Source organism: Deltaproteobacteria bacterium (genome assembly GCA_016183235.1).
Classification (GTDB): domain Bacteria; phylum UBA10199; class UBA10199; order DSSB01; family JACPFA01; genus JACPFA01.
Genome location: JACPFA010000023.1, coordinates 14,666 through 40,872, shown reverse-complemented (window position 1 = coordinate 40,872; position 26,207 = coordinate 14,666). Strand labels below are relative to the sequence as shown.

Annotated in this window: 21 protein-coding genes and 2 tRNA genes; 10 read left to right on the top strand and 13 right to left on the bottom strand. The window is 43.8% G+C overall.

Translation table 11 applies throughout. The features are described 5' to 3' along the window. The first annotated feature begins 232 nt into the window (after positions 1-232). Entirely contained in the window at positions 233-811 is a 579-nt protein-coding gene (locus HYU97_05105; protein MBI2336121.1) for a TIGR00730 family Rossman fold protein, read from the top strand. 9 nt (positions 812-820) lie between these two features. Here the strand turns inward: HYU97_05105 and HYU97_05100 are convergent, their stop codons facing one another. After that, positions 821-1,036, bottom strand: a complete 216-nt coding sequence (locus HYU97_05100; GenBank protein MBI2336120.1) for a hypothetical protein — start codon at positions 1,034-1,036, stop codon at positions 821-823. A 316-nt stretch (positions 1,037-1,352) separates the two neighbouring features. Continuing rightward, a complete protein-coding gene (ppcA, locus tag HYU97_05095; protein MBI2336119.1) occupies positions 1,353-2,960 on the bottom strand; it encodes a phosphoenolpyruvate carboxylase in 1,608 nt (535 codons plus the stop codon). Between the two features lie 2,260 nt (positions 2,961-5,220). Here ppcA and HYU97_05090 point away from each other — a divergent pair. Continuing rightward, a complete protein-coding gene (locus HYU97_05090) occupies positions 5,221-5,577 on the top strand; it encodes a hypothetical protein (GenBank protein MBI2336118.1) in 357 nt (118 codons plus the stop codon). Here HYU97_05090 and HYU97_05085 read toward each other — a convergent pair. Then, complete coding sequence (locus tag HYU97_05085) at positions 5,574-7,040, bottom strand: potassium/proton antiporter (GenBank protein MBI2336117.1); 1,467 nt, start codon at positions 7,038-7,040, stop codon at positions 5,574-5,576. The two genes, HYU97_05090 and HYU97_05085, sit on opposite strands and share 4 nt — an antisense overlap. Before the next feature lie 219 nt (positions 7,041-7,259). On the opposite strand from HYU97_05085, the gene HYU97_05080 reads away from it, so the two are divergent. Further along, positions 7,260-8,327, top strand: a complete 1,068-nt coding sequence (locus HYU97_05080) for a Fic family protein (GenBank protein ID MBI2336116.1) — start codon at positions 7,260-7,262, stop codon at positions 8,325-8,327. A gap of 29 nt (positions 8,328-8,356) precedes the next feature. On the opposite strand, the gene HYU97_05075 is transcribed toward HYU97_05080, so the two are convergent. The 6 genes from HYU97_05075 to HYU97_05050 form a co-directional block, all read right to left on the bottom strand. Beyond that, positions 8,357-8,428: transfer RNA gene (locus tag HYU97_05075), tRNA-Arg, on the bottom strand. A 35-nt stretch (positions 8,429-8,463) separates the two neighbouring features. After that, on the bottom strand, positions 8,464-9,108 hold the full coding sequence (locus HYU97_05070) for a YARHG domain-containing protein (protein ID MBI2336115.1): 645 nt from the start codon (positions 9,106-9,108) through the stop codon (positions 8,464-8,466). Between the two features lie 15 nt (positions 9,109-9,123). After that, the gene (locus HYU97_05065; protein MBI2336114.1) at positions 9,124-10,161 is read right to left on the bottom strand and encodes an ABC transporter ATP-binding protein; all 1,038 of its coding nucleotides are present in this window, start codon (positions 10,159-10,161) and stop codon (positions 9,124-9,126) included. Further along, a complete protein-coding gene (gene cysW, locus HYU97_05060; protein MBI2336113.1) occupies positions 10,158-11,003 on the bottom strand; it encodes a sulfate ABC transporter permease subunit CysW in 846 nt (281 codons plus the stop codon). Before cysW ends, HYU97_05065 begins: the two co-directional genes overlap by 4 nt. Next, the gene (gene cysT / locus HYU97_05055; GenBank protein MBI2336112.1) at positions 11,000-11,821 is read right to left on the bottom strand and encodes a sulfate ABC transporter permease subunit CysT; all 822 of its coding nucleotides are present in this window, start codon (positions 11,819-11,821) and stop codon (positions 11,000-11,002) included. The genes cysW and cysT overlap by 4 nt, the downstream gene beginning before the upstream one ends. Before the next feature lie 523 nt (positions 11,822-12,344). Then, on the bottom strand, positions 12,345-13,364 hold the full coding sequence (locus tag HYU97_05050) for a sulfate ABC transporter substrate-binding protein (GenBank protein ID MBI2336111.1): 1,020 nt from the start codon (positions 13,362-13,364) through the stop codon (positions 12,345-12,347). A 57-nt stretch (positions 13,365-13,421) separates the two neighbouring features. Between HYU97_05050 and HYU97_05045 the strand changes: the two genes are divergently transcribed. The 3 genes from HYU97_05045 to HYU97_05035 all read left to right on the top strand — a co-directional run bounded on the left by HYU97_05045 (position 13,422) and on the right by HYU97_05035 (position 14,515). Continuing rightward, a complete protein-coding gene (locus tag HYU97_05045) occupies positions 13,422-13,853 on the top strand; it encodes a DUF393 domain-containing protein (GenBank protein MBI2336110.1) in 432 nt (143 codons plus the stop codon). 75 nt (positions 13,854-13,928) lie between these two features. Then, positions 13,929-14,210, top strand: a complete 282-nt coding sequence (locus HYU97_05040) for a type II toxin-antitoxin system Phd/YefM family antitoxin (GenBank protein MBI2336109.1) — start codon at positions 13,929-13,931, stop codon at positions 14,208-14,210. Beyond that, the gene (locus tag HYU97_05035) at positions 14,207-14,515 is read left to right on the top strand and encodes a type II toxin-antitoxin system RelE/ParE family toxin (protein MBI2336108.1); all 309 of its coding nucleotides are present in this window, start codon (positions 14,207-14,209) and stop codon (positions 14,513-14,515) included. The genes HYU97_05040 and HYU97_05035 overlap by 4 nt, the downstream gene beginning before the upstream one ends. On the opposite strand, the gene HYU97_05030 is transcribed toward HYU97_05035, so the two are convergent. Further along, positions 14,502-15,353, bottom strand: coding sequence for a hypothetical protein (locus HYU97_05030; GenBank protein MBI2336107.1), 852 nt, complete (start codon positions 15,351-15,353; stop codon positions 14,502-14,504). The two genes, HYU97_05035 and HYU97_05030, sit on opposite strands and share 14 nt — an antisense overlap. Before the next feature lie 39 nt (positions 15,354-15,392). Here HYU97_05030 and HYU97_05025 point away from each other — a divergent pair, with 39 nt between their 5' ends. Continuing rightward, positions 15,393-17,414, top strand: a complete 2,022-nt coding sequence (locus HYU97_05025) for a DUF4091 domain-containing protein (GenBank protein MBI2336106.1) — start codon at positions 15,393-15,395, stop codon at positions 17,412-17,414. 5 nt (positions 17,415-17,419) lie between these two features. Here HYU97_05025 and HYU97_05020 read toward each other — a convergent pair whose 3' ends face one another. Both HYU97_05020 and HYU97_05015 read right to left on the bottom strand, forming a co-directional pair. Beyond that, positions 17,420-17,965 (bottom strand): hypothetical protein, encoded by a 546-nt coding sequence (locus HYU97_05020; GenBank protein ID MBI2336105.1) that lies wholly within the window; start codon positions 17,963-17,965, stop codon positions 17,420-17,422. 212 nt (positions 17,966-18,177) lie between these two features. Then, positions 18,178-18,250, bottom strand: a tRNA-Ala gene (locus tag HYU97_05015). 82 nt (positions 18,251-18,332) lie between these two features. Between HYU97_05015 and HYU97_05010 the strand changes: the two genes are divergently transcribed. The 3 genes from HYU97_05010 (at position 18,333) to HYU97_05000 (ending at position 22,032) form a co-directional block, all read left to right on the top strand. Further along, positions 18,333-18,713: a hypothetical protein gene (locus tag HYU97_05010; GenBank protein ID MBI2336104.1), complete on the top strand. Its 381-nt coding sequence runs from the start codon at positions 18,333-18,335 to the stop codon at positions 18,711-18,713. Positions 18,714-18,727: 14 nt separating this feature from the next. Then, positions 18,728-20,626 (top strand): molecular chaperone HtpG, encoded by a 1,899-nt coding sequence (htpG, locus tag HYU97_05005; GenBank protein MBI2336103.1) that lies wholly within the window; start codon positions 18,728-18,730, stop codon positions 20,624-20,626. 116 nt (positions 20,627-20,742) lie between these two features. Then, positions 20,743-22,032 carry an inositol-3-phosphate synthase gene (locus HYU97_05000; protein MBI2336102.1) on the top strand — a complete coding sequence of 430 codons (1,290 nt, stop codon included), beginning with the start codon at positions 20,743-20,745 and terminating at the stop codon, positions 22,030-22,032. Here HYU97_05000 and HYU97_04995 read toward each other — a convergent pair. Beyond that, positions 22,010-26,170, bottom strand: a complete 4,161-nt coding sequence (locus tag HYU97_04995; protein ID MBI2336101.1) for a hypothetical protein — start codon at positions 26,168-26,170, stop codon at positions 22,010-22,012. The genes HYU97_05000 and HYU97_04995 overlap by 23 nt on opposite strands. Positions 26,171-26,207 lie beyond the last annotated feature (37 nt).

Below are 26,207 nucleotides of genomic sequence, written 5' to 3'. Positions count from 1 at the left end.
GCGCACTCAAAGTCTCGGCTTTCACGGTTATATAGCCATAGAGGTGAAAGCCGGAGTTTACCCTGAGCGAAGCGACAGGGACAAACCCCTTCCAGCCTCAGCCGACTTTTCAAAAAACTTTTTAAAATAAACCTAATAATTTCAATACATTAATAGCATTTGCCTGTTGGGGGTGATTTCGGTATAATTTAAAGAAGGGCCAAACTTAAAAGAAAGGTTTTTTGGGACCTTAATGAAACGAATTTGTGTATTTTGTGGGTCAAACCCGGGGACAAACCCAGCCTACTTAAAAGCTGCTCGTCAAATTGGAACGCTCTTGGCCGAAGAAGGCATAGGGTTGGTTTATGGTGGGGCTAGCATTGGGATGATGGGAGAGGTGGCTGATGCTGCTTTGGAGGTAGGGGGGGAAGTTATTGGGATTATTCCCAAGGTATTGGCGAAAAAAGAAATCGCGCACCCCAATTTATCTGATCTCAAAGTCGTAGAATCAATGCACGCTCGCAAAGCGCTCATGACTGAGCTTTCGGATGGCTTTATTGCCTTGCCGGGCGGGCTTGGTACCTTTGAAGAATTATTTGAAATTCTTACCTGGGCACAACTCGGGCTGCATATCAAACCCTGTGGGTTGTTAAATGTCGCTCATTATTATGACAAGTTAGTGGAATTTTTAAAGCATGCCGTGGGTGAACAGTTCATCAAGAAAAAGCACCATGCCTTACTACTTATTGATAAAGACCCAAAATTGCTGCTGGCTAAATTTGAAAGCTTTCAGGCGCCTAAACTCAAAAAAGTCAGCGGCCTTGTAGGTTAGGTGCTAGAATTAGGCGCCAAAATCTCTGCCCATAACGGTTTTGCGACCGTCATTCTTGGCATTTCCAATGGCCTTTTCAATTGCCTGGGAGACCAGGTTAGAAAGTGCGTCAATGGTGCATTGGCTGGTGTTAAGGCCAGACTGATCACGAACAAATTTTTTCACCCTCGAAACAACAACTAGGGTTTCTGCTGATTCGGCCCCAGTGGTATTTGGATTTTCCATGAAAACTCCTTCCTTCATGAGGTTTAGTAAAAGATGGATACTAATGAAGTAAAGCAGAGATGACAAATAATATTATTAAAATTTTGTAATGCCTCAGCTTTAGGGGTTTAACTTTCCTCAACCCGCGCTCCGCTCCTCGTATTCGCACTTAAAAAACATTGGTTTGTTTGGAAGTTAGTGTATTCCCTCTGGTCATACCCTAACTTCTACAAACCATATGTTTTTTAAGCGCTCATGACTCGTCGCTCTCGCGCAAAGGGTTTCGGAAAGCTAAACCCCTAAAGCTGAGGCATTACAAAATTTTCAAATATCATTATTATCCAATGAATCTTCTCACCCTAGCGGCGTGGAGGATTTCTTCTGGGATTTCTTTTTCTTTGGCTTGTTTCCAATAATGGTAGATATTGCTGGTTAAATTGCGATGAATAAAATGTTCGGAACGGGCAGGGCCTAACTTGACCCCTAAATATTCTTCGATAAAGGCAATGTCTTTTTCAATGGCTTGCCAGGCCATATTTTTTTTGCCCAGAAACTTTAGATTTTCACGATTGAGAAAAAAGCCAGCCGTAACAAAATCGCGCTCCAAACCAGGAATAAATTTTTGAAAATCTTTTTCAAAGCCTCGTTTGATGATTTCTTTTAAACCTCGGCCGGAGCCAATAAACATGGGTGGAATGCCCAATGAATAAAAGACACCGGCAAAAGTTATGGCCCGGGGGAGATTGACTTGCTGACTTCCTACCTTGCGCGAATAACCAAAATGGCCGGTATGAGCGATACGCTCGCGATGGCGTGGAATATAACGGGCAATATCGTTGATCATAGTTGCTAAGCTTTGCACAACCGGGCGGTATTGATCAGAAAAAATTTCACTCAACTTAAAAATGGTTTTTAATTCTGAATTGGTAAAACGTGTCGGGCGACTGCGCGGTAAGGCAGCTTTTAGCCTGTGAATGGCAGCTTTTACGGTTGTTAGGGGGTGATCGTAGATGAAAGCGGATTGTAAAGTTACGGTGCGAATGCCGCCATAAAGTTCTAAGAAACGTTCAATTGTGTAAGGGGATAAACCACCGCGAAAATGGCCACCGCCTACGCCTAGAATAGGAAAGACATGAATTTTTGATTCTTCAGCAAAGCGATAATATTCACTAATGGCGGCTCGTGCCGAAAGGGTGGCGGGAATAAAGCCTGCGTCGAGGGCTGGGTCGGAGCGGGCGATGAAAGGGCGTAAGTATTTAGGCTTAAAACCATACAAAGCTTGGTGCCCTTTTACGTATTGAGTGAGAATTTTGTGCGACTCCATCAGCGTCACACTACCTTCAATTAGGGGGATCATTTCTAAATGATTTTTGGGGATAGATGCCTTTTCAAAAATAGACCGTTCATAAAGAATGCTTTGATTAAATTTTTTCAAAATGGTGAGCAGTTGTTCTGCCTTAGTGGTCATGGGCAAGATCACTTCAAAAAGTGGGGGGCAGTGTACTTTATATTCTTTGGCAATATGAGCGGCCGTGATGATGCTCATGAAGGCACGGGCTACCCGCATGCCTTTTTCGTTCCATAAATTGGGGATACGAAAGGTGAGAAATTTTTCTTTTCCTAATTGATGCTTGCCAAAATATTCGCTGTAAACATTGAACAGGCGATCGATGACCGCTTCGTCGACAAATTTGCCTTCCCAGTCCCACATGTATTCGTCGCATTCTAAATCAGAGAAGACATGGTAACATTCTTCGATTTCATGCAGGGTTGAAATAAAGGGGGCATGGCCCCAATGTGGAGGGTGGGAATTATCGGGGTGTTGAGTGGCCATCACTGCGGGGATTTTTCTCATAAGGCCATTCAATAGTGGATTCTCGAAGAGATGAAAAGAGAAAAGCAGCCAAGGTAAAGACAAGCCAAAACATTGAGGGTTCAAATTCATGAACAGGATTTGCTAGTGAGCATCCACCTGCCGCGCTGGTGGCGTCCATTTGCGAGCCTCCGTCTTCTCCTTCAGTGCCGGGTGTCCCTGGAGTATCAGGGGTTTCAGGGTTATCAGGGGTTTCTGGTGTTTCGGTGGGTTCGGGAGTTGGGGTTGGAGTTGGGCTAGGTGAAGCGTCTATTGTATAGGTTATATTAATACTGGCAGCATTACTCGTATTGTCGTCTTGGTCTCTTGCTGTAAAAGAAAAAGTATTGAGTCCTTCGGTGAGTGTTCCGGAATAGGTCCACGAGCTTTCTCCTGCCGTATATTCAAGGGTTAAGTCTTCTGTGCTGATGACGCTACCATTGAGAAGTATCGTGGTCGTTGTTTTTGCGGTGCGACCGGTGAGGGTAATGCTTGGATTGGTTGTCGAATAATCATTGCCATCATTTGTGGTAATTTCTGGTGCAATAATTCTTACCGAAGAATTTCGAGCAGAACTCATGCCACCATCGGCACCCATATTAATTCGACCACCATGATTGGCGGGTTCACTTCCAACATCGTCATCCCAATCGCCTGCATCAATGGCCGGAGAGCCTTCTTGTAAACGTAAATCAGAATCTGCATCCACAAACAGTGGATCACTTGAAAGCGAGCCGGTTCCAGCACTTGTGCCATCATAGGCTGTGGCAAAGTTATATACTAAGTTATAAGTATTATTAGCGGTGACATTTTCACTACCATTGTAAATCCCGGTTGAATGTGTGCCGCCATCACCCATTAAGGCATTATTTTTTATGGTTAGAGTGTGTTCTGCATAATGAGTCCCTACGCAAATCCCACATGTGTAAATGCTGGCATCCGTGGTACCCAGAGATACACTATTATTGATAATCGTCGTGGCATAATACCTATTGTAAATTCCCGAAAGGCTTCCGTAGCTTCCAGATAAATTCAAATTTGCAATGACGCGATTTTTTGAAAAAGTAGAAGCTTGCCCATAAATACCATAGGTATTTCCATTGGCTGCACTTACAGTAACCTGATTATTGCTGACGGAATCGTCTTGAGACGCGGAACTAGAGTAGATTCCATAGGTATAGGTGCCTCTCGAACTATTCGAACTCACCGTGAGGGTATTGCCCGAAATAGATCCGCTTCCCTTATAGATTCCATAAGTGATGGCTTTACCTTGAATCGTAAGTGTATTGTTGGTGGGATTTCCAGAAGCGCCCGAATTAAAATAAATCCCTGAGGTGTATTCCATCGAGCTGTTGGTAGCTTCGACATTGATGGTGTTGGAATCAATACTAACATTATAACCTAAAGTATTACTGCTATTCAGATACACTCCTGCAATCCCTGAAGTACCACTGGAAGTGACGGTGATGGTGTTGCCACTCAAAGTTAAATCGGTGCCGTCAATATAAATAGCAGCACTGCGATAACTTGACGAACTGCTGGTGGTAAAGTTGAGTTGATTGTTGCGTAAGATTACAGATCCATCGCATTGATTGATAATGTGATTGGCGTAGGTTCTCACTAAATAGATGGCAGAGCCTGTTGCCGTGATCGCACTATTTTCCATTGTTAAATTGGTATTGGAAACAATGAAGGGTGAGACAGAATCGTAGGACATGCTGTTAAAATTGGTCCAATAAATTGCATTATTGTTGGGAGTGCATGCGCTATTGGTAAAGTCGATATATTCCCATGTTCCCGATTGAGGGGTAAAAGTGATATTTTGTGATGAGGTGCCATTGGCAACCAGGGTGCCCGTGATCGTGATATGACCGCTTGATGGGACACGAACCGTCACCCCAGCATCGATGGTAAGTGTTGCACCGCTTTCAACTTCAAAGTTGCTTACATTGATGTTGACCGGGCTATCGCTTGCTGACCATGTGGTATCGGAAGAGATATTACCGTTGACTTCGAGAGCAAAAACTTTGGTAGGTAAAATACAAAAGACAAAGAGGATCCATACCCACTCTTGCCCCGAGGTCCCCTTCCTTAAACCTTCCCCCACCTGCATAAATAAAATTATAACTTTATTCTGTACATAAGCCGAGGGCTAAAATAAAAATAATAAAATTTTTTAATTAATAAATTCAAATAGTTATAAATAGGGTGCTATTTTTGGCGAAGTCATGGTGCAAAATAAAACCCATGCCAAGTCTTAAAGTTCTTAAAATTCTTGAAAGATGGGTTCTGTGGTTGATTTAACTTTCTGTTGAGTTACCATGCCAGGCGGAAGGCAATAAGGAGGTGTTTTATGCGGCGTTTTATTTTAATAGGTTTTTTATTAGGAATTTTTGGTTTATCGTTAGGCTTAGTTCATACCAGTTATGCGGATCCTCCCCCATGGGCCCCAGCTCATGGTTATCGTGTTAAAAAACACCACCATCACCATCATCATAAAAAAGTGGTGCATCGTTATTATTATTATCCCAGTTATCAGGTCTACTATAGCCCGGTGCGCAAACAATATCTTTGGTTGGATGCAGGGGTTTGGAGATTTGGAGTTAAATTACCGGGTAGCATCAAAATAGGTGGCGTTAGCCCGGTTTTGGTTGAAACCCCTTATTATGATCGGCCCTACGCGGAGCATGTAATTATTAAAGGTGACTAGTGCTGAGCGTTTTTTGGTTCGGAAAAAATTCTATTTACCTCGGAAGCGTTGCGGTCGTTGACCAAGGTTAGGACTACATCACCACCATCGAGTGGGGTTGCCCCGCTGGGCACGATAAATTCTTCGTTGCGACAAATCAAGGTGATGAGACTATCTTCGGGGAGGCCCAGTTCTACGATTTTTTTGCCTACAATGTTTGAATGATAGGGGATGATATATTCCACTAAGTTGGTAGCGGCGCCTTCCAGTTGCTCAAACTCGATGGGGTAACGACGCTTTTTTTCTAGAGGCGCGGTGACTTTTAAACACCTTGCCATCAAGGGGACAGTTCCTCCCTGGAGTAAACTCGAAGTTAACACGATAAAGAAGACCAAATTAAAAAAGAAATCGGCCCTAGGGATTTTGGCTACGAGGGGAAAAGTGGCCAAGATAATGGGCACCGCTCCGCGCAAGCCTACCCAAGAAACGAATGCTTTTTCTCTAACATTCATTTTGGAGAAAAGAAGGCTTATCAAAACGCTTGCTGGACGGGCGACGACGATTAAAAATGTCGAAATAATAAAACCTGCCCCTGCAATGGGCATGAGTTGAGTAGGAAATACCAAGAGGCCCAGGGCAAGGAACATTGCAATCTGCATGAGCCACGCTAAACCATCATGGAAACGGAGTAGACTTTTCTTGTGGATAAAATCAGTATTTCCCATCATGAGGCCCGCCACATAAACCGCAAGAAAACCATTGCCACCGAGAGAAGCCGTTAAACTGTAAACTAAAAGAACCAGGGTGAGTGACAAGACGGGATAAAGCCCTTCATATTCCAATTTTAATTGATTGATTAAGAAAAGGACCATTTTAGCAAGACCGTAACCCAAGACGGCCCCCACGATCATTTGGTGAAGGAACATGCTTAGTAAGTTTGCAATAGAGGTGTTAGGATAGGCTAGAAGTGTAATGAATCCTATGGTGAGAAAGACAGCCATAGGGTCGTTGCTTCCTGATTCGAGTTCTAAGAGTGGCCGGAGGTGAGTTTTTAAACCAATATTTTTTGAGCGTAAAATGGTAAAAACAGCGGCAGCATCGGTAGCTGAAACGATGGCACCGAGCAGTAAACCTTCGGTCCACGAAAATTTAAGCAAGAACTTTGCAAATACACCCACGAGAAGGGTTGAAAGGAGCACGCCTAGGGTGGAAAGAGAAAATCCTTTCCAAAGCACAGGGCGAACTGTTTTCCAGGAAGTATCTAAGCCCCCTGAAAAAAGAATAAAGGCAAGGGCGATAACGCCAATCGATTGAGCTAAACCAGGATCATCAAAATGAATACCACCCAGCCCATCAGAACCCGCCAGCATGCCGATACCCAAAAATATAAGTAGGGCAGGGACGCCCAGCCGTGCTGATACTTTGCTGGCGATAACGCTCAATAATAAGAGAACGGAAATACCTAGTAGAATGTATTCAGTCAGCAAAGTCCTCTGTATAGGCTACAGATTGCGAGGATTATGTGGCGAGAGAAGGAAGATGAGCAAAAAGCCCGCAGGCGTACCCTAAGGTACGTCGAGGACTTTTTGCGAAATCTGACGCGCTCGCAGCCCATAAGCCGAAGCAAGATGTAGCCTATACAGAGGACTTGTTAGTAAGTAAAAAACTTGTTAATTTTATATAATCTTATATAGTTGAAATATATGAAACGTTTACATTCTTTTGATAAGCGACTCAAAAGTATTCCACAAGCTTGTTGGTCTCTTATAACCGGAATTGATGAATGTAAGGGGCAGTGGATTGCGGGTGCTAAGCTTAGTCCGCAAGTGCTTGGACGATTGAAGAGATCCGTATTGGTAACATCCACGGGGGCTTCTACCCGAATTGAGGGAGCCAGACTTTCAGACGCAGATATTGAGCGATTAATGCGAGGCATTTCTGTTCAGAAATTCGCTGATCGGGACAAACAAGAGGTCAAAGGTTATTATGAATTATTGCAAAATGTCTTTGAGGCTTGGCGAGGATTAAGATTTTCAGAAAGTTCGATTAAACATTTCCATCACGAATTACTCAAATATGTTTCAAAAGATCAGACTCATTGTGGTGAATATAAGAAACGGGAAAATAAAGCTCATATGATTAACGAAGCAGGTCAGTCTATCGGCATTTTGTTTAATACAACACCTGCTTATCTAACACCTAAAGAGATGCACGAATTGGTAGAGTGGACTGAAAAAGCTTTACAACAAAAGTTATATCATCCTTTGCTAATAATCGGTAATTTCATTGTAGAGTTTTTAAACATTCATCCATTCCAAGATGGAAACGGAAGAGTCTCAAGAGTAGTCACTAACCTGCTTTTTTTAAAAGCAGGGTATCTTTACATGCCGTATGTTTCGCACGAGAAATTGATCGAAGATAATAAACCTGATTATTATCTTGCATTACGCAAAAGTCAGAAAACAATTAAGACAAAGAAAGAGAATATTGTTTCATGGTTACAGTTCTTTTTGACCATTACCCTGAAACAATCTCAAATGGCAGTTAAACTCTTGTCGGATGAAAACATTGAGAAACTTCTTTCCATAAAACAGTTAGCGGTTTGGCGGCATCTCCAAACGGTTGAAGAAGCTTCCCCTCGAGAGGTTGTTCAGAAAACAGGCATTGCACGCCCTACGATTAACCAAGTGATGGATCGACTCTTAAGTTTTAAAAAAATCGAACGCATTGGTTTAGGCAGAAGTACTCGTTATCGAGTTCTGAAAAATTAATGATAGTGGCAGAGCCATATTAAACTTTGTGCCCCTGAGGTGAATCGAACACCTGCACATGGCTTCGGAGGCCAATGCTCTATCCACTGAGCTACAGGGGCTTTTAAGCTCAACTTTCGGATTTTTGCGATTAGGATTAACCAAACGGAATAATTTCACAATGAAGAAATTTTAAGTCATTGATATTCTCCGGTAGTTCGCATGAAATCATGATGCCTGCACAGTCTCCCCGCTGATTGGGGCTACCATCCCCTCCGCAAGAACCCGGAGAAATATCGATGGCACTCCATTGCCAATGTTTGCCTTTCTCAAAGGTAGTATTTGTAGTTTTGTAAGTGGCCTTGGGATAAGCTCGTAGGCCAAGAAAAATCTTTGGGTCACGTATAAAAACCCTTTCTACTTCCGCATCCATTTTGACAGAGCGGCGAAGTTGATCTTCGCGCTTTTGTAGCCGAGTAATACAGGCCTCATGTTCTGGCTTTATTTTAACGTCTGAAGAAGAGCCAGGTTTATACCAGCCATCGTCTTTATTAAAGAGCTCGGTCAGTTCAGGTGAAGTAAAGGGTCGACCTACAATGGCATAGGGGATGTTTTTTAAGATACGAGCTTCGAGTGGCGTTGAGATCCCAAATTGAGTGACATTACATTGCATGGCCATGAGTTTTTCAAATTCAGCCAAGACAGCTCCTGTTTTTGTGGCAGGGTCTGGGTTGCCTACCCTAGGCGACAGTATGACTAGCCAAAGTAAGGCAAGGATTGAGAGGATGTTCCGTGGATACATGTTTGCTCCTTGCGATTATTTTGTTTCAAACACATGGGCAGTCGTGATGCTCACATGGATGTGTTTGCCTACCGAAAAACGGCTTTGTTCAGCTACGCCTTTGGGTACGTAGGCCATGACAACAAATTGATTTTCTAATTTTATTTCTAAACAATCCAAAGCACCGAGAAACTGAAGGGATTGAATGGTGCCAGGTGCAGAACCCTCTTCGGCACGAGAACTTACATAAACATCGTTGGGTCGAAATAAGACAATGGCCTTTTTGCCATCCGGTACATGGGGTGCCCAAAATTTAAAAGGGCCCCACTCGATCAATTGATTATAAGCCGTGCCTGTGACTTGATTGGTTTCGCCTACAAATTTAGCGACAAATTCCGAGGCTGGTTTATTAAAAATGGCCCACGGGCTGTCGTCTTGTTCTACTAGGCCTTTATTAATCACCACAATTCGGTTGGAAAGTTCCAAGGCTTCATCTTGATCGTGCGTGACCATGACGGTGGTTAGGCGAATGCGATCATGCAGGGCCTTTATCCATGTGCGCAGTTCTTTGCGCAAGCGAGTATCGAGTGCGCCAAAGGGTTCGTCGAGCAAAAGTAATTTAGGCTCGGGCGCTAAAGCCCTGGCTAAGGCCACCCGCTGGCGTTGGCCCCCGGAGAGCTGCGAGGGGAGGCGATTTTCAAAGCCCTCCAATTCAAATAAATCAATGAGCTCATCAATTCGGGCTTGCCGATCTTTTTTGTGGGTGCCTTTTACTTTCAAGCCGAAACCGATATTTTCACCCACGGTCATGTGGCTAAAGAGGGCATAGTGTTGGAAAACAAAACCCACTTTGCGATCTTGCACCGAAACGCCGGTTACATCTTCGCCATTGATTTGAATGTGCCCAGACTCAGGTTTTTCTAGGCCTGCAATACAGCGTAAAATCGTTGATTTGCCTGAGCCCGAAGGGCCAAGCAGGGTGACAAATTCTCCGTCTTCTACTTGAAAGGTTACATTGCGTACGGCGATAAATTTGTTAAACTTCTTTTCTAATTTAGAGACAAAAATGCTCATGCCAGAACTTCCCTTTTAATATTGGACTTCCACTCTACTAAGCTTTTGGCAACAATGGTGAACAAAGCTAATAAAGCCAGCAAACTTGCTACAGCAAAGGCCCCTACAAAGTCATATTCGTTGTAAAGAATTTCTACATGCAAGGGCATGGTGTTGGTGTGCCCCCGAATATGACCTGACACCACGGAAACTGCCCCAAATTCACCCATCGCACGGGCATTTAACAAAATGACTCCGTAAAGCAAGGCCCATTTAACGTTAGGCAAGGTGACATGAAAAAATGTCTGCCAAGCGGAAGCGCCTAAGGTTAGGGCCGCTTCTTCTTGATCGTTACCGAGTGATTCCATCAAAGGGATTAATTCCCGTGCGACAAAGGGGAAGGTGACAAATAACGTTGCAATGATAATAGCGAAAGGGGTGAAGATAATTTTAATATTGTGGGCCATGAGCCAGGGGCCTAAGTAACCTTGAGCACCAAAGAGCAACACAAAGATCATACCCGAAATAACCGGTGAAACGCTGAAAGGTAAATCAATCAGTGTGATAAGAAATTTTTTCCCCACAAAATCAAATTTGGCAATGGCCCAAGAAGCCGCGAAGCCAAAAATTAAATTGAGTGGGATGCTGATGCTAGCGGTTAGTAAAGTTAATTTGATGGAGGCCATCGCGTCGGGTTCGGCAATAGAATGAAAATATAATTGCCAACCTTTGGATAAGGCGTTTGAAAAAACGGCAAAAAGCGGCACTAAAATAAATAGTGAAAAGAAACTCAAAGCAAGAATGAACCAAAAGCCGTGCAGCCATTTTTGTTTGGGTTGTATCAAATTATGATTTTGCCTCATTTTGCGAGTTTCCAATTCATGAGGTTAATCGTCATAAGGATAAGAAAAGAAAATAATAACATGACCACCGCGATGGAAGTAGCGCCGGTGTAATCGAATTGTTCTAATTTGGTCATGATAAGTAACGGAGTCATTTCGGTTTTAAAAGGCATATTCCCCGAAATAAAAACCACCGATCCATATTCACCCAAGGCCCTGGCAAAGGCTAAGGAAAAACCGGTGAATAAGGCAGGCCTGAGTTGGGGGAGAATAATATAAAAAAAAGTGGCGAGGCGTTTTGCGCCTAGGCAAGCGGAGGCCTCTTCCATGTCGGGGTCGAGGGTTTCGAGGACGGGTTGCACCGTACGCACAACAAAGGGCAGACTAATAAAGGTTAAGGCTAGGATGATGCCTAGGGGTGTGTAGGCCGCGTTAATCCCGAGGGCCGCCAGATATTTTCCGATCAACCCATTCGGGGCGTATAAGGTTGTTAAGGTAATGCCAGCCACGGCTGTAGGCAAGGCAAAGGGGAGATCAACGAGACTATCCATAATGCGTTTTCCTGGAAAAGAATAGCGAGTTAAAACCCAGGCTAATAATAAACCAAAAACTGTATTAACGGCTGCTGCGATGAGTGCGGTTAGCAAACTTAAGCGATAGGCGGCTAATACCCTTGGTGCGGTAATTATTTCCCAAAAGTCTGCCCAATGGAGGGAAGCTGATTTGAGGAATAAGGTAGAGAGTGGAATAAGCACGAGCAACGACAAATAAAACAAACTATACCCGAGCGTTAACTTAAAACCGGGCAGAATGCTGGGCTTTTTCCACGAAAATTGCATAGCAACCTCATAATCTTTTTACCCTCGAGAAGAAAGGAAATTTCTTATTTCATTTGCATATTGCCGCATCTAAAAAGTTTTACTGAAGTCGGCAGAAGCTTCCAGGGGTCCTGAGTCGCCCCAGGGGTTACGGCCCCTGGGCGCACTCAAAGTCTCGGCTTTCACGGCTATATAGCCATAGTGGTGAAAGCCGGAGTTTACCCTGAGCGAAGCGACAGGGACAAACCCCTTCCAGCTTCAGCCAACTTCAGTAAAACTTTTCACATTTCTCAAATATTTGAGAAGAAGTCTTTTCGAGGTAGGGAGAGGCCAAGGGAGAGCCTTTCAGCGCAGGAGGGCGGCCGTAAGAGGGCTTAAAAATTTTATTGTTTTTTTGAATTAGAGGATGACGAAGGAATACTCTAATTCAATCAAAAACAAAAAATTTTTAAGCCCGACTAGGCCAACCGGGCGCGGGCTCTCCCTTGACCTCTCCCTACCTCGAAAAGACGTGGCCCTAATTGTAAATAATAGGAGCGATTTTTTATTTGCCGGGTTGGTAAATCTGGTCGAAGATTCCTCCGTCGGCAAAGTGTTTGTTCTGGGTTTGTTGCCAGCCTCCAAAGTCATGGCCAATTGTCAAAAGTGTAGTTTTGGGAAATTGAGCAGCGTACTTTGCTGCTACGGTGGCTGATTGGGGCCGGTAATAGTTCTTGGCAATGACTTCCTGGGCTGCATCGGTATAAAGGAAATCAAGATAGGCTTTTGCGACTTCACGTGTGTTGTGACGGTCGACATTTTTATCGACTAAGGTGACCGGGGGTTCGGCCAAGATGCTGATAGAAGGGGTGACAATATCAAATTGCCCTGGGCTTAATTTTTTACTCACCAGCAAGGCTTCGTTTTCCCAGGCGATCAGTACGTCGCCAAGATTGCGTTCAATAAAAGTCGTGGTGGAGCCACGAGCCCCGGAATCTAAAACGGGGACGTTTTTAAAAAGTTGGCCGATGAATTCTTTGGCCTTAGCCTCGTCGTTGCTATTGTTTTTTAAGGCATAACCCCAGGCGGCCAAATAATTCCACCTGGCACCACCCGAGGTTTTGGGATTGGGGGTAATCACCGCAATCCCTGGTTTTACCAGATCGCTCCAGTCTTGAATCCCCTTGGGATTGCCTTTTCTAACTAAGAAAACAATCGTTGAAGTATAAGGTGAACTATTATTGGGTAAACGATTTTGCCAGTCGGCTGGCAAAATTTTTGCTTTTTGTGCGATGCTGTCAATGTCGTAGGCCAAAGCCAGCGTTACAATGTCTGCCTCAAGCCCATCAATGACCGAACGAGCTTGCTTGCCAGAGCCACCATGGGATTGATCGATCTTGATCGTTTGCTGCGTTTTTTCCAACCATTGTTTTGCAAAAGCCGTATTGATTTCTTGATACAACTCGCGCGTAGGGTCGTAAGAAACATTCAGCAGTCGAATGATTCCTTTGTTGTTAGCTTGAGTACATGAAATGACGAGGAGACTTGCTATCAGTACCCCATAGTGGAATAGTTTGTTTAACATAAGATTACCCTAAAACCACATGTCATGTTGAATTACAATTTTTTATCATTCTAAAGTATGCACATAGAGGTTCCAAATTATTTTAAGGATATTCATCGACCCATCGTTTTTTTCGATGGGGTTTGTAATTTGTGTAATTTTTGGGTGCAGTTTATTATTAAAAGAGACCCTCATAAAAAATTTTATTTTGCTTCGTTACAGTCTAAGGCCGGCCAGGCCATCCTTGAAGCGCTGGGGCTTCCAGATAGTGAATTAAATACGATGATTTTTTTAGAGAAAGACCAGTGTTATTTAAAATCTTCAGCCGGGCTTCATATTGCTAGAACGATGGGTGGATGGTTGAGGCTTGGCTATATTTTCATCTTTATTCCGGAAGGCATTCGAAATATCTTTTATCGATTGATTTCTAAATACAGGTACCGTTATTTTGGTAAAAAAGAAACCTGCATGACCCCAACCTCTGATCTGCAGGATCGATTTTTGGATTAGAAGTATTGAATCTTGACTATTGACTTTCAAAAGAGTATTTTAAAGGTGTTTTTAAGAACTTTTAAAGGATTTTTAATGAAACCAAATTTAGCTGAAGATATTATTTCTGTTTCGGAGTTTAGAAAGAAAACTGCTGATTATCTTCAGGAAATTCATAAGAAAAAACGTACGGTTGTGTTGACTCAGAATGGTCATTCTGCCGCAGTAGTGTTAAGCCCTCAAGTTTATGAGAAAATTCAATATGAAAGGGACTTGTTTGCAGCCATTGCTAAGGGGGAAGAGGAAATTGAGAGTGGTAAAGGCATTTCTCACGAAGAAATATTCAAAAATCTTTTTGCTCGTTTGGAAAGATTGTGAAAATTACTTGGTCGCCAAAAGCCTTCAAAGATCTCCTTCATATTACAGAAATCGTTGCTCTTGATAAGAAGAAAGCTGCTTTAAAGTGGGCAGAATCGGTAAGAAAAAAAGTTACTCGTCTTAAGAAATTTCCTAGATCAGGGCGTGTCGTTCCTGAGCTAAAACGGGAAGAAATTCGGGAAATCATTATAGGTAATTATCGGGTGATCTATAAACTAGGTAAAGAAGTTGCCATTCTCACCGTATTTCATGGTGCTCATCAAATGGCTCCACTGACTAAAATCCACCCATTTATCGAAGAATAATCAGTCGATCTAATAAATGTTTAGGTAAATTTTTTTGACAGGCGAGTTCGATTTCTTTTTTGGAATAGCGTTGACTGGTGTGGATCATAATGATGTGTTGGCTTTGAATTTGATCGGCAAAATTTTTCCAGTCGAGGATGTGGGTGTGGCCGTAGTGGCGAACTTTGTCATATTCGGAGAGATCTCCAAAAAAAGAACATTCCATCATCAAATATTGGGCAGTGCTGGCGGGGGTGGCAAAAAATTCACCCTTGGTGTCGCCAGAATAGGCTAATAAGGGGATGGATTCGATGGTTTCAATTGGGGTGCCTTGCATTTTTAGGGCCTTAATTTCAGCTTCACTTAAATTTTTATATTCTGGTTTTAATTTCTTTTTGTGTTGCAAGATTAAATAGCCGCAGCTAGGCACGCAATGATAAGAAGGAATAGAAGTTAGTAGAATGTCCCTTCTAAGCCGCAAGCTGTTTGCGGCATCTAAGACTTTAAATTCAATTTTGCTTTCGCAGACCTGTTTGAGCCCTTCTAAATAATTTTGAGTAGCTGCTACTTTCGTGGATGGAACGATGATATTAAGCGCAGGCAATGAGGCCAAGCGGCGCAAACCCAAGTAGTAGGCTAAACCACCGGCGTGGTCTAAGTGCCAATGGGAAAGGGCTAGGTGATTCATGGGATAGGCAAAAGTGGGGGCCCTGCCGGTGTCAAAGGTTAAGTCAAGCTGGGGGATGGTAATGACCGTTTCGATACCGGCGACGCTTCGGCCCAATAGGTAGAAGGCATCGAATTTAAGCTCGAGGTAAGACTCAATTTCATTTTGTAAAAGCGGGGTTGCAAATTCCATTGACGCAACCTTATCATCGTGGCAGCCGAAAAGAAAGATGTGAGGTGGGCTTTTAAGTCGGTGTATTTTATAAAAAAATGCTGGGCGTTGGTTTTGTGTTTAGCCTGCTTAGGTTGTGGTGCGGCTGAGCCGAGTAGTGATGAGCCTAATAATGATGCCCTTCCGGTCACTAAAATTTCTGCTAACACAAAATTAAGTGCGGTGTGGGCCAACACGGGTGAAGATAAAGTCACGCAAGAAGAATTGCGGGCGAATGGAAATCCCCAAAATGTTTTGAATAGCGTATGGGATGGGCAAAAGATCCAAATCTTTGGTGCCAAAAATGAAGTGGTTGCCTTTAATTTGATTCTTGAATCGGCAAAGCTTGATGTTCCCGATATCAAAGTTTCTCTAGCCGAATTGACCGGCCCGGAGGGGTTCAAGATTACTTCACAGCCGGTCAGCGGTGATGGAGTTTATAATTGGGTGGGGAGAAACATAGAGCTATTCTATGTTAGATATTTACCGATCAAAGGTTTAAGTAAATTTTCTTATGAGTGGTATGATGAACGGCATCTTCCTGAGCGAATGCAAAGGCCCTATACCGGTGAAGGGGCGGGGCAGGGCTTGTGGCAAGACAGGCCCGACCACGACAAGTTTTATCCCGATATTGCAGTGCCCTTGGAATGGAATAATTTATTTTCAATAGGCAAAGGGAAAAACCAAAGTATTTGGGTAGATCTTTATATCCCTAAAGAAACTCCGGCAGGAATTTATTGGGGCAATATTTTAATTTATGAAGGTGGCCTACTCACTTACGAAATCCCGGTGCAACTCAAGGTTTATAATTTTACTTTGCCCGATGTTCCCAATTCTAAAACCATGCTTCACCTAGGTTATGGGGATGTGAATCAGCGGTACGTCGGAGAACCCTTTCCGAGTGACTCATCAAAAGTTTTTGATTTAAAATTGGTAAGGGATCGGCATTTTTTACTGGCCCATCGTCACAAAATTTCTTTGATTGATGCTAATTTTGGAGAAGAGCCGTGGAATATCGATGCCCCCCGGCCTGACTGGCTGCCTCGTTTAAATGGAAATTTATTTACCAAGGCCCATGGATACGATGGCCCAGGTCTTGGGGTAGGCAATAATGTTTTTTCGATTGGAACTTATAGTACTTGGTCTTGGCAGAATGAGGGGCAAGCTGGGATGTGGTTGCATACCAATAATTGGGTGAATTGGTTTAAGGCAAATGCCCCCGAAACCGAATATTTTTTATACCTCATTGATGAGAGTTCAAATTTTGCCCAGATTGAGCAGTGGGCGGGTTGGATAAAATCGAACCCCGGCCCGGGCAAGCTTATGCCCAGCTTTGCAACAATTTGGGCACCTGATGCCAAACAAAATACCCCCAGTTTAGATATTCCAGCCTCAACGATTACCGTGGGCATACCAGCCGAATGGGAACCAACGCTTACTTATTATAAAAACCATCCCACCAAAAAAATCTTTTTATACAATGGTAAGCGGCCAGCTTCGGGCTCGCTTTGCATTGAAGATGATGGTATTGCCTTGCGTGAATTGGCCTGGGGGCAATATAAAAAGCAGATTAATCGTTGGTTTATTTGGGAATCGACCTATTATAATAATTTTCAAGCCGGTGCTGGGCAGACCAATGTTTTTAAACAGGCTAAAACTTTTGGGACCACGAGTTCTGTGGATCCCATAGCCGGAGAGACGGGCTGGAATTATACCAATGGTGATGGCGTGTTCTTTTATCCTGGCACCGATAAAGTTTTTCCTGAAGAATCTTATGAAGTGTTGGGCCCGATTGCGAGTTTGCGGCTCAAACATTGGCGTCGAGGTATTCAAGATGTGGATTACCTAACCATGGCAGCGGCGATTGACCCTGCAAAGGTAGCGGCTCTTGTTGAAGCCATGATTCCGCAAGTTTTGTGGGAATATGGGGTGAACGATTCAACCGACCCCACGTGGGTGTTAACGGATCTTAGTTGGAACAACGACCCGCAAGTTTGGGAAGCGGCGCGCCGAGAACTTGCTGAGATGATACAATCGAACTAGTAATCTTAGAGAGCATTAATTTCAGAACATTGATCTTCTTTTCCAAAACTATCGGTATCGACATGTTCAAGGTTGTCAACCGCCTCAATAATGTCAGCGTCATTACTGAAAGTTGTGTAGGCGTGAATGTCGCAAAGAAAACCATCTATAAATTTTTGTTGATCGACAGAAGAAGCAGCACACCCTGCCTTTAAAGCAGCAATTGTTTCAGCCGAGAGTGGGTCTTTGTCCATTGATTGAATTTTGACAAGAATTTCAGCCTTCGTAACCAGGGTAAAGTTACAACTGTCCCCAGTGTTGGGCATAGGCGAAGTTGCAGGGATCGGGGCTTGACTTGGAGGAGGAATGCTCGGAAGGGCTGGAGACGTAGATTTGGCCTTACATTTTTTTAGTTCATCCTGGTAATACTTTGCCCTTAAGTAGGCGCTAACACAAGGCTTATTCTTCCCACAAAACTTTTTTGCTTGAGCTTCGGTGTCGTCAGCATAGCTTGAGTTTGTAGTGAGGACAGAGCCTGCGATGGCTAGCAATAAAACAATCAATTTTTTCATGAGACCCCCTGGGTTGTTCAGACCATTAGACCATTTCCTGCCATGTGAAGGCAAGTTTTTTAAATATGTTAATTTATATATAGCCGAGCGGAGACGAATTTACTTCGCGCAGCTCGGCGATGCGGCAGGTGGCTAGGTAATGGAGTGGTTGACATAGATCAGTAGAACAATGGGGAGTTCGAGGGGAGATGGGGTCACCCCTCGAATATTAATGGAGCGGAGGAGGATCGAACTCCCGACCTTCTGATTGCGAACCAGACGCTCTCCCAGCTGAGCTACCGCCCCAAAAATTTTCGCAAGAAAATTTTTCCTCTATTTTCGATTTTCTATTTTCCAATGCGAAAATTTTAGAAAATGGCATTAGAAAATGGAAAATAGAGGTATTGACTTTTCATGCATCGGCATTATTAGTAAGGGCAAAGGTTTAAGTAAAATCGAGGTGCAAATGCAAGGAATAAAAATGAAGATTGCTTCGCTTGCGCTCGCAATGACATTATTTTTTTGTGGAGCAAACTTACAAGCCAAGCAACCCGATGAATGTACTTGTTGGGCCTTTGGCTATAAGGCCAAAGTAGTGGGGCATACGGCGGATACAGCCAAGCAAACGACGTTTTTTAAACAATGTGCAGGCCTTGAAAAAAACGAAAACAAAATTGGAACGGAATCGGATTATTGGGCAGGATGGGCTGCAGCCGAGGCCAAAAAAGAAATTGTTTGCCCCTATACTGAATCAATCCCAACAAATTAGCAGGTAATCTTATCATGTCTGAAAAATCTTCTTTTGAATTTCAAGCCGATGTTAAAGAACTTTTAAACTTAGTCACGCACTCTTTATATTCTAATCGCGAGATCTTTTTACGCGAATTGATTTCGAATGCCAGTGATGCCATCGATAAAATCCGTTTTGAGGCCCTCACTAAGCCTGAATTGTTAGAAGAAAAAAGCCAAGAATATAAAATTTCGATTATTCCTAATGCAGAGGCCAAAACTTTAACCATTACAGACAATGGTTGTGGAATGGATGAACAAGAATTGCGGGAGCATTTGGGAACCATTGCTCGCTCAGGCACCAAAACTTTTCTGCAACAACTCAAAGGTACACAAGAATTGTCGTCGATGGATTTTATTGGGCAGTTTGGGGTTGGGTTTTATTCGGCTTTTATTGTGTCGGATCGGGTGGTGGTAAAAACTCGCAAGGCCCAGACCAGAGGCTGTCAGTGGGCATCGCAGGGCCAAGGCAATTTTGAGATCGAACCTACCGGCAAATTTGCTCGCGGAACCGAAGTAATCTTGTATCTTAAAGAAGACGCCCTCAATTTTTTAGAAGAATTTACTTTAAGGGGGGTGGTCAAAAAATATTCTGATTTTATTGAGCATCCCATTGCATTGGTGACTAAAAAAGATGGCAAAGAAACCGAAGAGGTTTTGAATTCCCGCAAGGCCATTTGGTTAAAATCACCCTCCGAAATTGAAGCGAAAGAATATCATGAATTTTACAAACATTTGAGTCACGATTTTCAAGATCCCCTGCGGGTGATTCATTATCGGGGCGAAGGCACCCTAGAATTTAAAGCCCTTATTTATATTTCTGCCCATGCGCCGCTGGATCTTTATTCCCCAGAATTTAATAGTGGGCTGCAACTCTATATTAATCGCGTATTTATTATGGAGGATTGCAAAAAACTCATTCCTCCTTACTTACGATTTTTAAAGGGGGTGGTGGATTGTGGTGACTTAACCTTAAATGTATCCCGTGAGATGATCCAAGAAGATCCACGCCTAGAAAAGATCAAAAAGAATTTGGTTCGTAAAGTGTTAGGCAATCTGGCTGAGTGGATGGAGCAAAATCGCAAGGAATACGAACAATTTTACGCGCAGTTTGGCAAAGTTTTAAAGGAAGGGCTTCACTTTGATAGTGAACAACGAGACAAAATTGCTGATTTGTTATTATTTGAAACTACTCAAACCGAAACCGGCCAATACAAGTCTTTAAAACAATATTTAGAAGGGATGAAACCAACCCAAAAAGAAATTTATTATCTCATTGCTGAAAACAGAACGAAGGCCTTAGCAACTCCCCAATTAGAGGCCTTCAAAGCCAAAGAGGTAGAGGTTTTATTGATGATGGACCCTGTAGATCAATGGGTCATGGGTTCTTTAACCAACTATCAGGAAAAACCCATTAAGTCGATTAGCCATGAGGCCATTGATTTGCATACCGAAGAAGAAAAAAAGTCGGTTGAAGAAAATTTAAAAGAACAAGGTAAGAAATATAAAGATCTACTCAAGGCGATCGGTGAAAAATTAGAGGCTCAAGTTAAAGAAGTAAGATTTTCTCCTCGCTTAACAGATAGTGTTTGTTGTTTGGTGGCCGAGACGGGCACGCTAACTCCACAAATGGAACAAATGTTAAAATCTTTGGGCCAAGCCGTGCCAGTGCAAAAAAAGATTTTGGAGATTAACCCTAACCATCCTCTTTTAGAAGTTTTACAAAGGCTTTATGAGAGCGATCATACCAGTGCGCAATTTGCCGATTATGTTCAATTACTCTTAGATCAGGCCTTGTTAACGGAGGGGGCCGAACTTACCAATCCTAAGGGTTTGAGCAAAAGAATTAGTGATCTTATGGTGCGTGCTGCAACAACTCCAGGAAATCTTTGAGTAATCATTGCCGTTGCTTAACTCTAATGCTCACATTTTTTGATTGCGAGAGTGTGGGCCATGAGTTATAGCTCCCCGCTCAAGTGCTGTTCCGTGAAAACTATTGAGGCTAATGAATGACCATTGAAGCAAAACAAATCAAGCCATCCAAGGGTAAATTGGGTGTCTTGTTGGTTGGTTTGGGTGCTGTATCCACAACTTTTATCGCAGGGGTTGAATCCGCTAAAAAGAAACTACGTAAACCCATTGGGTCATTAACCCAAATGGGCATGTTAGATTTAGGCCAAGGTAAGAATAAAAAATATATTCCCTACAAAGAATTTTTGCCCTTAGCCGGTGTTGACGACTTAGTCTACGGTGCTTGGGATATCTTTCCCGATAATGGCTATGAAGCTGCCATTAAAGCTGGGGTCATTCCACGCGATTTATTAGATAAAATTAAAGACGATCTTAGCAATACCGACCCGATGCCGGCGGTTTTTGATTCGAATTATTGTCGTAAGCTGCATGGTTCCCATGTCAAATCGGGCGCTAATAAAATGGCTTTGGCCGAAAGCCTGATGAAAGACATGGATCAATTCAAAAGTCGGTTTAAATGCGATCGGCTAACCATGGTTTGGTGTGCCTCGACGGAGGCCTATTGCGAAATCACGGAGGCTCACCGTAGCTTGAGTAAGTTTGAAGAGGGGTTAAAAAACAGTGACCCTTCAATTCCTCCGAGTATGATCTATGCCTATGCGGCCATGAAAATGGGCATGGGCTATTCGAATGGGGCGCCTAATCTTACCACCGATTGCCCTGCCTTACTTGAGTTAGCAGAATTGCAGAAAGTGCCTGTTTCGGGGAAAGATTTAAAAACCGGCCAAACTTTACTTAAAACGATTTTGGCACCTGGCATAGCCGCTCGCTACTTGGGGTTGACCGGCTGGTTTTCTAATAATATTTTGGGCAACCGCGATGGTGAAGTTTTAGACGATCCTGAAAATTTTAAGACCAAAGAAATTTCAAAATTATCGGTATTAGACAGTATTTTACGCCCTGATCTTTACCCCGATCTTTATGGCAATCTTTATCACAAGGTGCGCATTAATTATTACCCTCCCCGTGGTGATAACAAAGAAGGTTGGGATAATTTAGATATCTTGGGTTGGTTAGGCATGCCCATGCAACTAAAAGTCGATTTCTTGTGTCGTGATTCTATTTTGGCTGCACCGTTAGTTTTAGATTTGGCGCTGTTGATGGACTTAAGCCACAGGGCAGGTCTTGTGGGGATTCAAGAATGGTTATCTTTCTTTTATAAATCACCCTTGATCATCAATGGGCACTACCCTGAGCACAATCTTTTTACCCAAGAGTTTCAGCTTAAGCAAAAGATGTGCGAAATTATGGGTGTGGAGCGGCTTTAGTTGTTGTTAGCGATCTCCAGGCACCACCTTCGGTAAAGCATTGCCAACCCCAACGAACCCATCTCAATAAGGCAAAACTTAGCCACAAGGCCCACAACAACATAGCAATACGGTAAACATATAAAGGCACAGAAATAATCCAACTCGTGGGTAGAACCCCGGTGGTGCGATCTTGAAACCAATTAAGATAAGAGCTGTTGGACCCGTTGCCAACAATTTGCATGTCGGGATGACCTAGCAAACCTTGTTCGATGGAATAAAGTAAGAGAAGCAAACTGATAAAGGTCCATCCGATAATCACTAATTGGCGCAGATCAAACACATAAGGGTTGATGTCGGTCTTCTTTTTTCGCAAGCCCAAAAATAACAGCCAGCCCACAATAATGATAGAAGCCCAGATGGGAATCTGGGTAAGGCCTAAGCCTAAGAGTAACCATTCATAGCTTTTGATGGGAGTGATCGATAAACGACTCAACGCAAACGCAAAGATGGCCAGAATAATAAGGTAACTCCAGAATAAAACCGCAGGGCCCATCATTGGCCCACCGGCCCAGAGGACCCAACGCCCGACTCCCACCTCAACATTGATCGAAGCGTTGACATTAGGGTTTCCTAAATCGATCTTGGGGTTGCGAAAGAAAAAGTTCATGCCTTGATTTTGGCTCCAGGCGATTTCAAAGTTTTGAGCACCTGGTTTGAGGGGGAGGGTGATTTTGTTTTGGTCCATGCCAATGGGTTGAGTATTGCCATCAATCGAAACAGATTTTAAAACCGAACCGTTGGGTAAGGTGATGCTGTGCTGGCCACCCAAGCTGCTGCGCACGCTAAAACTAAGGGTGTTTTCGCTAGAACGAAGGCCAGGCCGAACAATAAGTTTGCTTTGATCGATCGTTAAAGTTTGCCCAGCGAGCGCTTCAGGTCGAGAAAAGTGCAAACGGACTTTTTCTTGCGACCACGGGCGCCATTCAGGGATCCTTAAGCCTACAGGGTCTTGGGTGTGAATGGGGGGAATGCCTTCAAAAGCTAAATGCCAAATGGGGCTGGCTTCGGCCCTCCAAATTTCAACGTAATTCGAGCTTTGATTGGCAATGAGTTCTAAATCAGGGGTTTCTTGCAAGACCGATTCCCACTCGAATTGGGAATTTTGCGCCCCTAAGGTGATGAGTGCTTTGCCTTTATCAACTTTAATATCTGACGTTGTGATAGACTCACCGGGCAAAAGGGGCACTTCTAAAAAGATGGGTGAACCAATGGGGCTTACCCGACGAATTTTGGTTTCGAGTTTCCACACGAGGCCAATATAAAGGTGACGTTCTACTTCAACAAAGGGTGGGTAATTGCCGGGTTGTAGTGATTGTGTCGCCGTGCTCGGGCTGAGCCTACTCAATTGAATATTTTCTCCCACCTGGCCATTTTCTTTAAGGCCGTCAATCTTCCAACCTGATAAATTGCTGTGAACTTGGAAAGGTTGGGTTGGGAGGGTGAGGTTGACCTGGCTCCTATTGGGAAGGGCTCCTTTCAGGGTGATCTCATTGACACCCGGGGAAACTTGCAGCCAAAGCAGGCCATTATTATCATCATCTCGACGTAGTGCGGGGTTAGTCGGTGCGTTGGTGGTAACTTCTTGGGGGCTCCAATCACTAAGATTGCCGGGTAGCGCAATCGCCGTGGGTGCTGCCACCGATACTTTTAAAGTAAGGACGAGCTGATCGCCTTGGGCACTGATCTGCATGTGTGACACAGTTGCACAGTTGGGAAAACAGCTTGGAGTCTCAGTTAGACGGTCAGCCAGTTGGGTGAGCAATTCATTATTGGGGAGATCGGCTAAGGCCTTAGGGGTTTGTAGGGTGGTCGTTAAGATAAAAACAAGCGGTATGAGAAAGAAAGGAATTTTAGCTTTCACCCAGGTTCCTCCATATTGATCGGGCAATTCCAACAAGCGAAGGATGAGCACGATGAGTAAGAATAATTGAAAAAAGACCAAGATAAGATGCGTGGTTGGGCCCATCAGCCAAAGTTTAATTTGGGCATCTTTTTGCACCGGGCCATTCCACTTGAGGAGCAAAACCTTCCATTCCCAATTGGGTAAGCCAGGCCCCGTTTGAACTTTAGCGCCGGGTTTGTATTTGACTTGATTGAGCAAGAGAGTCTTGCGCTTAAAAGAACGGGCATAGCCGGTATTATCTTGAGCTTGGAATTGGTCTTCTTCCTTCTCGCCCGTGGTAGTCATGGGTAGCGCTTTTTGTTCTACATTAAGATTGGGAGGCGAATCTTTTTTGCCAAAGTCTTGTGGTTGAAAGGCTTCATTGGGTTTATAGGCCCCACCCATGGGGATGTTGTCATTCAAGATCTCGGTGTCAGGTGCTTGTGCCCTATAATTATAAAATTGTGAATAACCCGGCGGCAGGGTGTTTCCTAAAACAGGGTAAATCCCTTGGCGGACCTGTTTGACCATAAAAGGAGTGGTTACTAAAATGAGGGCAAGCAGGGTTGCAAATTTGTAGGCCTTGAAAAATTTCTTTAACCAACCTTGGGCAATAATTCTCAGAAAAACTTGCCCAACGAGAATCAACAACCATAGGTATTGGGGGGCACCCGCTTCTTTGAAAGTTAAAATCATGCCTAATAAGGCGAGTATGCCCCAACGGATCCCCCATAGTTTTAAGAAGATGAGAGCAACCATTAACACAATAAATAAATCTAGCAGTGTCCAGCTACCGACCCAAGTGCCAGTGGCTTCATCAATCCCGGCTGTGGCTATGAGGCGCCAGCCTGGTGGTAGATGTAATTCGCCAGAAAGTTGTTGGAAGTTGTGATCCCAGCCCGTGGCGAGTAACTTGCGTTGTGCACTATCTAGGCGGCTATCTGAAGAAACCCGAATGCTACCTTCGCGTACCTCAAACCCTGATTTTTGCCCATTGGTTTGGGTAATCAATTGAGGTTCCCCATTGACGGTAATGCGCCCTAATTTAAGTGGGGCATTAACATCAAGGCGCCAACTTTGGCTTAAGGTGCCTGAAAGGGTGTCTTGAAAACTATAACCTTTGCCATCAAAATCAAGCCAGATCCGCCGGTGTAGTTGAAGCTGATCGGGGTTTGGATTACCACCTCGGCGGTGTTCTACAATCTTAAAATTTGCTCCTGGAACCAATTGATAGGCTGGCAAATTTTTCCACGCATCGGGTAAGGTGGTTTGTTCAGGATCGACCGAAGGTGCACCTTCCACTTTGGCGAGGCGCAATTGGTTTTGAGCCTCAAAGACCCAAATCTCATCGATGGCTAGTTCAGGGTTGGTAGGTTTGGGTAAGGTCAAATCGTTGATGGGCCCGTCGTGGCGGGCTTGTACTTCAACTGTCCAATTGCCTGGTCGCAATTGAATGCGCAACCGGCCATCGGTTTCAATTTGATTGGCTAAGTCACTCGAGCTCGATAAGGCGATAAAACCGGGGAGTAGAATATTTTCAAGAATGAGTTCGCGGTTTTTTCCTGACACTCGAATATCTAAGTGAGTGGTCATGACCATGGGAATAGAATCAGTGAGTTTGCGATTAATGCGAATATCAAGCGTGTCTTCTTGCGAGGCAACCCCAGTTTCATTTTCTCCTAACCATAATTTCCCATCTGCATTGATATAAGGAAAAGATTCAGGTTTACCATTGATCGAAACTCTCACAATGCCAGCCTCATCAGGTAGGGTGAGCGAATCGGGTAGCGAATCCCAAAAAAATCTACCCGTAATTTCGTAGCTACCCTTTTTAAGGAAAATTTGAGGTAAATTGCCATAAGAGAGCGCGCCCAAGGCTTGGCCATTCACCCGCACTTCTTGCGGCCAATAGTGATCGTCGCCGGGTAGAGTGACCCAACCATCTTGAAAAAGAGTGGCGTGTTGTTTAAAACTTCCATCGTTGTTTGATAAATCTAATTGAATGCGGGAGGCGCCCCACTCGCAAACCCTTGTACTTTGTGAGTTGAAGGGGCACAGGGCCTCGGGTCGGTCATGAAGGGCCCATTCTACCCATGGCTTTAGTTCGGTAGGGACAGCTTCAGGATTTAAGGGAGTGCTTTGTACAATCCCTGTCAGTAAGGTTGTGATTAAAAAGAGCGATAAGAAAGCAAGTTTCTTAAGGTAAACGGGCATAAAAAACTCCCCCGTGGTTGGTGGACTAGTAAGGGTT